General features: G+C 71.5%; 8 protein-coding genes and 2 rRNA genes. 8 read left to right on the top strand and 2 right to left on the bottom strand.

Annotated features, from left to right (window positions below; all coding sequences use genetic code 11):
- From ACWAT2_RS03760 to ACWAT2_RS03735, 6 genes are all read left to right on the top strand, one after another.
- Window positions 1-188: ribosomal RNA gene (locus tag ACWAT2_RS03760) — 23S ribosomal RNA — on the top strand; the annotation flags it as partial.
- Between the two features lie 107 nt (window positions 189-295).
- Window positions 296-412, top strand: a 5S ribosomal RNA gene (gene rrf / locus ACWAT2_RS03755).
- 149 nt (window positions 413-561) lie between these two features.
- Window positions 562-858 carry an Asp-tRNA(Asn)/Glu-tRNA(Gln) amidotransferase subunit GatC gene (gatC, locus tag ACWAT2_RS03750; protein WP_402370795.1) on the top strand — a complete coding sequence of 99 codons (297 nt, stop codon included), beginning with the start codon at window positions 562-564 and terminating at the stop codon, window positions 856-858.
- Window position 859: 1 nt separating this feature from the next.
- A complete protein-coding gene (gatA, locus tag ACWAT2_RS03745) occupies window positions 860-2,380 on the top strand; it encodes an Asp-tRNA(Asn)/Glu-tRNA(Gln) amidotransferase subunit GatA (RefSeq protein ID WP_402370797.1) in 1,521 nt (506 codons plus the stop codon).
- 12 nt (window positions 2,381-2,392) lie between these two features.
- Window positions 2,393-3,895: an Asp-tRNA(Asn)/Glu-tRNA(Gln) amidotransferase subunit GatB gene (gene gatB / locus ACWAT2_RS03740; protein ID WP_402370800.1), complete on the top strand. Its 1,503-nt coding sequence runs from the start codon at window positions 2,393-2,395 to the stop codon at window positions 3,893-3,895.
- Window positions 3,892-4,482 carry a GNAT family N-acetyltransferase gene (locus ACWAT2_RS03735; RefSeq protein ID WP_402370802.1) on the top strand — a complete coding sequence of 197 codons (591 nt, stop codon included), beginning with the start codon at window positions 3,892-3,894 and terminating at the stop codon, window positions 4,480-4,482. The genes gatB and ACWAT2_RS03735 overlap by 4 nt, the downstream gene beginning before the upstream one ends.
- Before the next feature lie 21 nt (window positions 4,483-4,503).
- On the opposite strand, the gene ACWAT2_RS03730 is transcribed toward ACWAT2_RS03735, so the two are convergent.
- Both ACWAT2_RS03730 and ACWAT2_RS03725 read right to left on the bottom strand, forming a co-directional pair.
- Window positions 4,504-5,865 carry a cryptochrome/photolyase family protein gene (locus ACWAT2_RS03730; RefSeq protein ID WP_402372067.1) on the bottom strand — a complete coding sequence of 454 codons (1,362 nt, stop codon included), beginning with the start codon at window positions 5,863-5,865 and terminating at the stop codon, window positions 4,504-4,506.
- A 75-nt stretch (window positions 5,866-5,940) separates the two neighbouring features.
- The gene (locus tag ACWAT2_RS03725) at window positions 5,941-6,498 is read right to left on the bottom strand and encodes a DoxX family protein (RefSeq protein WP_402370804.1); all 558 of its coding nucleotides are present in this window, start codon (window positions 6,496-6,498) and stop codon (window positions 5,941-5,943) included.
- 242 nt (window positions 6,499-6,740) lie between these two features.
- Between ACWAT2_RS03725 and ilvD (ACWAT2_RS03720) the strand changes: the two genes are divergently transcribed.
- A complete protein-coding gene (ilvD, locus tag ACWAT2_RS03720) occupies window positions 6,741-8,603 on the top strand; it encodes a dihydroxy-acid dehydratase (RefSeq protein ID WP_402370807.1) in 1,863 nt (620 codons plus the stop codon).
- Between the two features lie 39 nt (window positions 8,604-8,642).
- Window positions 8,643-10,340: a dihydroxy-acid dehydratase gene (ilvD, locus tag ACWAT2_RS03715; RefSeq protein WP_402370809.1), complete on the top strand. Its 1,698-nt coding sequence runs from the start codon at window positions 8,643-8,645 to the stop codon at window positions 10,338-10,340.
- Window positions 10,341-10,343: the final 3 nt, after the last annotated feature.

Raw genomic sequence — 10,343 nt, 5'->3', positions numbered from 1 at the left:
TCGCTACGTTCGGAAGGGATAACCGCTGAAAGCATCTAAGCGGGAAGCCTGCTTCAAGATGAGGTTTCCATCCCCCTCGTGGGGTGAAGGCACCCAGCTAGACCACTGGGTAGATAGGCCGGAAGTGGAAGACAGGACCAACGACTGTCGCAGCTGACCGGTACTAATAAGCCAACAACTTCAACACAACACACATGCATGCACGCGTCCACTGTGCGGTTCCCGAGAAACGGGCACCACCCCACCCAGCCCCACCAGGGCCAGGCACGGGGCCACCCACACAACTCGACAACGTTACGGCGGTCACAGCGAAGGGGAAACGCCCGGTCCCATACCGAACCCGGAAGCTCAGCCCTTCAGCGCCGATGGTACTGCCCTGGAGACGGGGTGGGAGAGTAGGACGCCGCCGGACACCCTTCACAGCCAGGCCCCCCACACCACACGGTGCGGGGGGCCTCGCTGCATCCCCCCGACAACGTGCTCGGCGTGCATGGCACTGTTCACAGGGATGTGACGCGACGGCGCCCGGAAGAGCACCCGGGGACCATTAGACTTGCGGTCATGTCCACCATCTCCCGTGACGAGGTCGCGCGTGTCGCCGCGCTGGCGCGGATCGAGCTGCGCCCGGACGAGCTCGACCGGCTCGCCGGCGAGCTCGACGTGATCGTCGATTCCATCGCCAAGGTGAGCGAGGTCGCGACCCCCGAGGTCCCTGCCACGAGCCATCCGCTCCCGTTGTCCAACGTCTTCCGGGCGGACGAGCCCGTCCCCTCGCTGCCCGTCGCCGACGTGCTGGCGGGTGCGCCGGAGGCAGAAGACGGTCGGTTCGCCGTGCCGCAGATCCTGGGGGAGGAGTGACATGACCGACCTGACCAGACTGTCGGCGTCCGCGATCGCCGAGAGGCTCCGCGCCGGCGAGGTGACGAGCGTCGAGGTGACGCAGGCGTACCTCGACCGCATCGCCGCCGTCGAGCCCGCGGTGCACGCCTACCTGCACGTCTCCGCCGAGGATGCGCTCGCCACCGCGCGCGACGTCGATGCGCGCCGGGCTGCGGGCGAGACGCTGCACCCGCTGGCCGGTGTCCCGATCGCTGTGAAGGACGTCGTGGTGACCCAGGGCATGCCGTCGACGGCGGGCTCGAAGATCCTCGAGGGATGGGTCCCGCCGTACGACGCGACGCTCGTCGAGCGCATCCGTGCCGCCGGCATGCCGATCCTCGGCAAGACCAACATGGACGAGTTCGCCATGGGCTCGTCGACGGAGCACTCGGCCTACGGCAACACGCACAACCCGTGGGACCTGGAGCGTATCCCCGGTGGCTCCGGCGGCGGGTCGGCGGCTGCCGTGGCGGCCTTCGCCGCTCCGCTGGCCGTCGGGACGGACACCGGTGGTTCGATCCGCCAGCCGGGCGCCGTGACCGGCACGGTCGGCGTGAAGCCGACCTACGGGAGCGTCTCGCGGTACGGGCTGATCGCCCTGGCCTCGAGCCTCGACCAGGCCGGGCCCGTGACCCGCACGGTCCTGGACTCCGCGCTGCTGCACGAGCTGATCGGTGGGCACGACCCCCGCGACTCGACCTCCATCCCCGAGCCCTTGCCGGACCTCGTCGAAGCTGCCCGCCAGGGCTCGCTCGGCGACCTGACCGGCCTCCGCGTCGGCGTCGTCGAGCAGCTCCAGGGCGAGGGCTACCAGCCCGGTGTCCAGGCACGCTTCGAGGAGTCGCTCGAGCTGCTCGAGGAGGCCGGGGCGGAGATCGTCCAGGTCTCCTGCCCGCACTTCGAGTACGCGCTGGCCGCCTACTACCTCATCCTGCCGGCCGAGGCGTCGAGCAACCTCGCCAAGTTCGACGGCATGCGGTTCGGCCTGCGCGTCGAGCCCGAGGAGGGCCCGGTCACCGCCGAACGCGTCATGGCCGCGACCCGTGGGGCGGGGTTCGGCGACGAGGTCAAGCGCCGCATCATCCTGGGCACGTATGCCTTGAGCGCCGGCTACTACGACGCGTACTACGGCAGCGCGCAGAAGGTGCGGACGCTGATCCAGCGCGACTTCGACGCGGCGTTCGAGCAGGCCGACGTGCTCGTCTCCCCGACGGCGCCCACGACGGCGTTCAAGCTCGGCGAGAAGCTCGACGACCCGCTGGCCATGTACCTCAACGACGTCGCCACGATCCCGGCGAACCTCGCGGGCGTACCGGGCATCTCGGTGCCGAACGGCCTGTCGGTCCCGCCGGAGGGTGGCCCCGGCCTGCCGACCGGGTTCCAGGTGCTCGCCCCGGCGAAGGCGGACGACCGCCTCTACCGCGTCGGCGCCGCGCTCGAGGCCGCCCTCGAGGCGCGCTGGGGCGGCCCGCTGCTCGATCGCGCACCCGAGCTCGGCTGACCCACGAAGGAGATGACTGTGACCCAGATGGTCGACTACGCCGACGCGGTCCGCCGGTACGACCCGGTGCTCGGCATCGAGGTGCACGTCGAGCTCGGCACCCGCACCAAGATGTTCTGCGCGGCCGAGGCCTCGTTCGGCGCGGAGCCCAACACCCAGACGACGCCGGTGAGCCTCGGGCTGCCCGGTGCGCTCCCGGTCGTCAACGGCACGGCGGTGGAGTACGCGATCCGGATCGGCCTGGCGCTGAACTGCCAGATCGCGGAGTCGTGCCGGTTCGCCCGGAAGAACTACTTCTACCCGGACGTGCCGAAGAACTTCCAGACCTCCCAGTACGACGAGCCGATCGCGTTCGACGGCTGGCTCGACGTCGAGCTCGAGGACGGCACGATCCACCGCGTCGAGATCGAGCGCGCGCACATGGAGGAGGACGCCGGCAAGAACACGCACGTCGGTGGCTCCACGGGGCGTATCCACGGCGCGGAGTACTCGCTCGTGGACTACAACCGGGCGGGGATCCCGCTGGTGGAGATCGTCACCAAGCCGATCACGGGCGTGGGGGACCGCGCACCAGAGGTCGCGCGTGCCTACGTGCAGGCCTTGCGCGACATCTTCCGCGTGCTCGACGTGTCCGAGGCCCGGATGGAGCGGGGCAACGTTCGCGCCGACGTCAACGTGTCGCTGCGACCCACGCCGGAGTCCCCGCTCGGCACCCGCACGGAGACCAAGAACGTGAACTCGTTCCGGTCGGTGGAGCGGGTGGTCCGGCACGAGATCTCCCGCCAGGCGGGGGCGCTCGACGCCGGCGAGACGATCGTCCAGGAGACGCGGCACTGGCACGAGGACACGGGCACCACCACCTCGGGTCGCGTGAAGTCCGACGCCGAGGACTACCGCTACTTCCCCGAGCCGGACCTGGTCCCCGTCGAGCCGTCGCGGGCCTGGGTCGAGGAGATCCGCGCGACCCTTCCCGAGCTGCCGCAGGCGCGTCGCCGCCGGCTGCAGACGGAGTGGGGGTACGCCGACGCCGAGATGCGGGACGTCGTCAACGCCGGGGCGATCGAGCTCATCGAGGCGACCATCGCCGCGGGGTCCAGCCCGGCCGCCGCCCGCAAGTGGTGGATGGGCGAGCTGGCCCGCCGTGCGAAGCAGGACGAGCTGGAGCTGGCGGACCTGCCGATCACCCCCGCGCAGATCGGCGAGCTCCAGGGACTCGTCGACTCCGGCCGGATCAACGACAAGATCGCCCGGCAGGTGCTCGACGGCGTGCTCGCCGGGGAAGGCGACCCGGAGGCGGTCGTCGTGTCGCGGAACCTCGAGATCGTGTCGGACGACGGCGCCCTGCTGGCTGCCATCGACGAGGCCCTCGCCGCCCAGCCCGACGTCGTGGAGAAGGTCCGCGGGGGCAACCAGGGGCCTGTCGGCGCCATCATCGGCGCCGTGATGAAGGCCACCAAGGGCCAGGCCGACGCGAAGCGGGTGCGTGAGCTCGTCCTGGAGAGGATCGGGACGTGAGACCACCGCTGCTGCACGGGGAGATGATGCGGCTCCGACCGATGGTGGCGGGGGACGCGGACAGGCTCTGGGAGTCGCTGCACGATCCGGAAGGCATGCGCCTGTCCGGGACGACGGCGAGGTTCACGCGGACGCAGATCGATGAGTGGGCGGCCACCGTCGGCGACAGCGAGGGCCGCTACGACTGGGCGATCACTCCCGGTGCGGTGCGCGACGGCGAGCTGGTCAGCGACGAGATGATCGGCGAGATCGTCCTGAACGAGCTGGACGACGTCTCGCGCAGCGCGAACCTGCGCCTGCAGATGCTGCCCGACTACCGCGGTCGTGGGTACGGTCGCGAGGCGATCGAGCAGGTGCTGACGTTCGCCTTCCTCGGTGTGCCGGACGCCCCTGGCCCGCGGCTGCACCGGGTGGGCCTCGACGTGCTGAGCATCAACCCTCGGGCCAAGGCGCTGTACGCGTCGCTGGGCTTCGTCGAGGAGGGTCGCCTGCGAGAGGTCTACCGCGACGGCGGCACCTGGGCGGACGCGATCGTGATGAGCATCCTGGAGGACGAGTTCCGCGACCACCAGGGCCGTGCGGGCTAGCAGCAGCGTGGTGGGAGGGCCTCAGGACCGTCCGCGCTGGAGGTCGTCGAGCGCGACACGTCGCTCGACGGCGTGGTCGACGATCGGCGCCGGGTAGTCCGAGGGCGGTTCGTCCAGTCGCCACGGCTCCTGCACCCGGTCCGCCGGGACGTCCCGCAGCTCCGGGACCCAGCGCCGGACGTACACGCCGTCGGGGTCGAACTTCTTGCCCTGGGTCACCGGGTTGAAGATGCGGAAGTAGGGCGCCGCGTCGTGCCCGGTACCGGCGACCCACTGCCAGTTGAGCTGGTTCTGGGACACGTCGCCGTCGACGAGGTGCGCCATGAAGTGCGCCGCACCCTGCTGCCAGCGCACGTGCAGGTCCTTGACCAGGAACGACGCCACGACCATCCTGACCCGGTTGTGCATCCACCCCGTGGCCAGGAGCTGGCGCATGCCGGCGTCCACGAACGGGTAGCCCGTGCGGCCTGCCGCCCAGGCCGTGAGCCGCTCCTGCTCCGCGTCGCCCCGGGCCCAGGTGTCCTCGGCGACGACGGTGCGCAGCGAACGCGTGCGGGCGAGCGGCTGATGGTGCAGCACGTCGGCGTGGAACTCCCGCCAGGACAGCTCTGAGCGGAACGTCGCGACGTCGTCGGCGGGAACGCCGTCCGACCGGGCGGCCGCGAGGTCGGCGAGCATCGTGCGGGGGTGGATCTCACCCCAGCGCAGGTGCACCGACATCGCCGAGGTGCCGGCGAGGTCGGGGCGGTCACGGTTCTCGGCGTAGCCTCGCAGCTTTTCCCGCAGGAACTCCCGCCATCGCCGGTGTGCGGCGGCCTCCCCGGCGCGGGGGAGCCGCGCGGTGGGCGCCGGGGCAGCGGGCAGCGGTTCCGCGGCGAGCTGGAGCCAGGGGACGCTGTGCGGGCGGTGAGCCGGTGCGCGCCAGCCGTGCTCGAGCCAGGCCCGACGGAAGGGCGTGAAGACCCGGTAGGGGGTGCCGCCGCCGGTGCGGAGCCGGCCGGGCGAGACGGCGTAGGCGGAGCCCGTCGCCACGAGACGTCGGCCGGCGGCCGCGAGCGCGGTGCCGACGGCGTCGTCGCGCCGCCGCCCGTACGGCTCGTGGCTCGCGGCGACGTGGACCTCGTCGGCGCCCACGTCCTGCGCGAGGTGCGGGACGACGACGCGCGGGTCCCCGTGCCGCACGACCAGCATTCCCGCGCAGGCCGCGTCCAGCGCTCGCAACGAGTCGAGCAGGTAGGCGAGCCGGTTGCTGCTCGCCCGCGACCACAGGGCGTCGTCGAGCACGTAGAGGGCGACGACGCCGGCATCGTCGGCGTGGGCCTGCTCGACGGCGGCGAGCAGGGCCGGGTTGTCGGCGAGCCGCAGGTCGCGACGGAACCACATCACGGTCGAGGGCACCGGACCACGGTAGTCCGGGTCCCGCGTCGCGGCCCGCCGGCCGCGGCCCGCGGTCGGCGGTCAGCGCAGCAGGGTGCGGGCGCCGGGTACCGGGGAGGCGGCCCAGGCGCGTCCGAGCCCCCAGGTGTCCCCGGCACGCGTCAGTGCCAGCGCCACCAGCAGCGCGGTGTACACGACGTGCTCGTCAACGAGCGGGTTGTGGGATCCGGCCGCGAACGGCCATGTCGACAGCCACAGGGACAGCATGAGCAGGCCGCCGGCGGCCGCGGCGACCCGCATCCCCACTCCGAGGAGCAGCGCCAGGCCCGTGCCGAGCATGCCGAGCATGTACAGCGCGTCGACGACCGGGCCCGAGACGGCTGCCAGGGACTGCGACAGCGGTCCGCTGGCGTGCTCCAGGTAGCCGGCCGTCGGCGACGTTCCGGTGGTCAGCCAGGCGGCCTCGGGCGGCGTGGCGTAGCCCAGGCCGAACGCCTTGTCGGCCACGGGCCACAGGAAGACGACGGAGAGCAGGAGGCGACAGCAGGCGAGCGCACGGCGGGCCGCGACGCTGGTCGCGGACGCTCCGGTGTCGTCGGCGACGGAGCGGGTGCTGATCGGTGCGGAGATCGTGGCCATGGTGTCTCGTCCTCGTTCGTCGGATAACGGGCCTCCGCATCGTGAGCACCGGTGAGAGGCGGTGACCAGCGTCCGGCGCGAGGTGAAGCGTTTATGCGTACGGATCCGTCCATCTGGTGAGACGGTGAGGGACAATCCCGTACGCCCACGTCGCGGGACGGGTGTGCCGGTGCGGCGTACGACGGCGTACGCTGCGCGAGCGTGCCGCCTGCGGCACGCCGACGCACCGAAGGAGCAGTGACATGAGCCGCCCCCTGCGCTCCCGCACGTCCACCCACGGCCGCAACATGTCGGGCGCCCGCGCGCTGTGGCGCGCCACCGGTATGGGATCGGAGGACTTCGGGAAGCCGATCGTCGCGATCGCGAACTCCTACACCCAGTTCGTCCCCGGGCACGTCCACCTCAAGGACATGGGCGACCTCGTCGCCGGGGCGATCCAGGAGGCCGGCGGTGTGGCCAAGGAGTTCAACACGATCGCCGTCGACGACGGCATCGCGATGGGGCACGGCGGCATGCTCTACTCCCTGCCGAGCCGCGACCTCATCGCGGACTCGGTGGAGTACATGGTCAACGCGCACTGCGCGGACGCCCTGGTGTGCATCTCGAACTGCGACAAGATCACCCCGGGCATGCTGAACGCGGCGCTGCGGCTCAACATCCCGGTCATCTTCGTCTCGGGCGGGCCCATGGAGGCCGGCAAGGCGATCGTGGCCGACGGTGTCGCCAAGACCAGCCTCAACCTCATCAACGCGATCAACTACTCGGCGGACGACAACGTCTCCGACGATGCGCTGGCCAAGGTGGAGGAGGCGGCCTGCCCCACCTGCGGGTCCTGCTCCGGCATGTTCACCGCCAACTCCATGAACTGCCTCACCGAGGCGCTCGGGCTGTCGCTGCCGGGCAACGGCTCCACGCTGGCCACGCATGCCGCGCGCAAGGAGCTGTTCCTCGAGGCGGGCCGCACGATCGTGGACCTGGCCAAGCGGTACTACGACGACGAGGACGACTCCGCGGCGCCGCGGGGCATCGCCACGAAGGCGGCGTTCCACAACGCGATGGCGCTCGACGTCGCGATGGGCGGCTCGACCAACACGGTGCTGCACGTGCTCGCCGCCGCGCAGGAGGGCGAGATCGACTTCACCCTCGCGGACATCGAGGACATCAGCCGCCGCGTGCCGTGCCTGAGCAAGGTGGCCCCCAACCACCCGGACTACCACATGGAGGACGTGCACCGGGCGGGCGGCATCCCCGCCCTGCTGGGCGAGCTCCGCCGAGCCGGCCTCCTCGAGACCGACGTGACCAGCGTGCACACCCCGACGCTCGAGGCGTGGCTGGACGACTGGGACATCCGGTCCGGCCGGCCGACGAGCCAAGCCCTGGAGCTGTTCCACGCCGCTCCGGGCGGTGTGCGCACCACCCAGGCGTTCTCGACGTCCAACCGGTGGGAGTCGCTCGACACCGACGCCGCCGAGGGCTGCATCCGCGACCTCGAGCACGCCTACACCGTCGAGGGCGGGCTCGCGGTGCTCCGCGGGAACCTTGCCGAGGACGGTGCCGTGTTCAAGACGGCGGGCGTGGATCCGGACGTCTTCCACTTCGTCGGCAAGGCCCTCGTGTGCGAGTCGCAGGAGGACGCGGTCGACAAGATCCTCACCAAGCAGGTCGAGCCGGGCCACGTCGTCGTCGTGCGCTACGAGGGCCCCGCCGGCGGACCGGGCATGCAGGAGATGCTCTACCCGACCTCCTTCATCAAGGGCCGAGGCCTGGGCAAGGTCTGCGCGCTGATCACCGACGGCCGGTTCTCCGGCGGGTCGAGCGGCATCTCGATCGGGCACGTCTCTCCCGAGGCGGCGGCGGGCGGTCTCATCGGCCTGGTCGAGGACGGCGACGAGATCGAGATCGACGTCGACTCGCGTGCCATCAGGCTCAATGTGCCCGACGCGGTGCTCGCCGAGCGCCGCGCCAAGATGGAGTCCTCGGAGAACCCGTGGCAGCCCGTGGACCGCGACAGGTACGTCTCGCCCGCGCTGCAGGCCTACGCCGCGATGGCGACGTCGGCCGACCGCGGTGCCGTGCGCGACGTCTCGCTGGTCACGCGACGCTGACCCCTCGCCCCGTGCCGCCGCCCGCCCTACGCTCGGGGCATGACGACGCCTGACATCAAGCCCCGCTCCCGCCAGGTCACCGACGGTCTGGAGGCGACCGCCGCGCGCGGGATGCTGCGCGCCGTCGGGCTCGGTGACGACGACTTCGCCAAGCCGCAGATCGGGGTGGCGAGCTCGTGGAACGAGATCACGCCGTGCAACCTGTCGCTCGACCGGCTCGCCGGCGCGGTGAAGAACGGCGTGCACGCGGGCGGCGGGTTCCCGCTGGAGTTCGGCACCATCTCCGTCTCGGACGGCATCTCGATGGGGCACGAGGGGATGCACTTCTCGCTCGTGAGCCGCGACGTCATCGCCGACTCGGTCGAGACGGTGATGCAGGCCGAGCGGCTGGACGGCTCGGTGCTGCTCGCCGGTTGTGACAAGTCGTTGCCCGGCATGCTCATGGCGGCCGCCCGGCTCGACCTCGCCAGCGTCTTCCTGTACGCGGGCTCGATCATGCCGGGCTGGGTGAAGCTCTCGGACGGCACGGAGAAGGACGTCACGATCATCGACGCCTTCGAGGCGGTCGGTGCGTGCTCGCGCGGGCTCATGAGCCGCGAGGACGTGGACCGCATCGAACGGGCGATCTGTCCCGGGGAGGGCGCCTGCGGCGGAATGTACACCGCGAACACGATGGCCTCGGCCGCCGAGGCCCTCGGCATGTCGCTGCCCGGGTCGGCGGCCCCGCCGTCGGCCGACCGCCGCCGCGACACGTTCGCGCACGCCTCCGGCGAGGCGGTCGTGGAGATGCTGCGCCACGGCATCACCGCGCGGGACATCCTCACCAAGGAGGCGTTCGAGAACGCGATCGCCGTCGTCATGGCGTTCGGCGGGTCGACCAACGCCGTGCTGCACCTGCTCGCCATCGCGCACGAGGCGGAGGTCGACCTGACGCTCGGCGACTTCGACCGGGTCGCGAGCCGCGTGCCTCACCTGGGCGACCTCAAGCCGTTCGGGCGCTACGTCATGAACGACGTCGACCGCATCGGCGGCGTGCCGGTCATCATGAAGGCGCTGCTCGACGCCGGCCTGCTGCACGGTGACTGCCTGACGGTCACCGGCCGCACCGTGGCCGAGAACCTGGCGGAGATCGACCCGCCGGACCCGGACGGCAAGATCCTCCGGGCGCTCGCCGAGCCGATCCACCCGACCGGGGGCATCACGATCCTGCACGGCTCACTCGCCCCGGACGGCGCGGTCGTCAAGAGCGCGGGCTTCGACTCGGACGTCTTCGAGGGCACCGCCCGGGTGTTCGAGCGCGAACGGTCGGCGCTCGACGCTCTGGAGGACGGCACGATCCAGGCCGGCGACGTGGTCGTCATCCGGTACGAGGGGCCGAAGGGCGGGCCCGGCATGCGCGAGATGCTGGCGATCACCGGGGCGATCAAGGGTGCCGGCCTGGGCAAGGACGTCCTGCTCATCACCGACGGCCGGTTCTCCGGCGGGACGACGGGGCTGTGCGTCGGGCACATTGCGCCCGAGGCGGTCGACGGCGGACCGATCGCGTTCGTGCGCGACGGCGACCGGATCCGCCTCGATGTCGCGGCCAAGACGCTCGACGTCCTCGTCGGCGACGCGGAGCTCGTCGCTCGTCGCGCCGCGGGCTGGGAGCCCGTGCCGCACGGCTACACCCGGGGCGTGCTCGCCAAGTACACGAAGCTGGTGCAGTCGGCGTCGCGCGGCGCGGTGCTGGGCTGAGAC

It is taken from the genome of Isoptericola sp. GX10416, from assembly GCF_056590155.1.
This window is presented reverse-complemented; position numbering and strand designations above follow the sequence as displayed.

Excerpts from the sequence above, each read along its gene's own strand:
- gatC (WP_402370795.1), top strand. The coding sequence starts at position 562 with ATGTCCACCATCTCCCGTGACGAGGTCGCGCGTGTCGCCGCGCTGGCG.
- ACWAT2_RS03725 (WP_402370804.1), bottom strand. The coding sequence starts at position 6,498 with ATGGCCACGATCTCCGCACCGATCAGCACCCGCTCCGTCGCCGACGAC.
- ilvD (WP_402370809.1), top strand. The coding sequence starts at position 8,643 with ATGACGACGCCTGACATCAAGCCCCGCTCCCGCCAGGTCACCGACGGT.
- gatA (WP_402370797.1), top strand. The coding sequence starts at position 860 with ATGACCGACCTGACCAGACTGTCGGCGTCCGCGATCGCCGAGAGGCTC.
- gatB (WP_402370800.1), top strand. The coding sequence starts at position 2,393 with ATGACTGTGACCCAGATGGTCGACTACGCCGACGCGGTCCGCCGGTAC.
- ACWAT2_RS03730 (WP_402372067.1), bottom strand. The coding sequence starts at position 5,865 with ATGTGGTTCCGTCGCGACCTGCGGCTCGCCGACAACCCGGCCCTGCTC.
- ilvD (WP_402370807.1), top strand. The coding sequence starts at position 6,741 with ATGAGCCGCCCCCTGCGCTCCCGCACGTCCACCCACGGCCGCAACATG.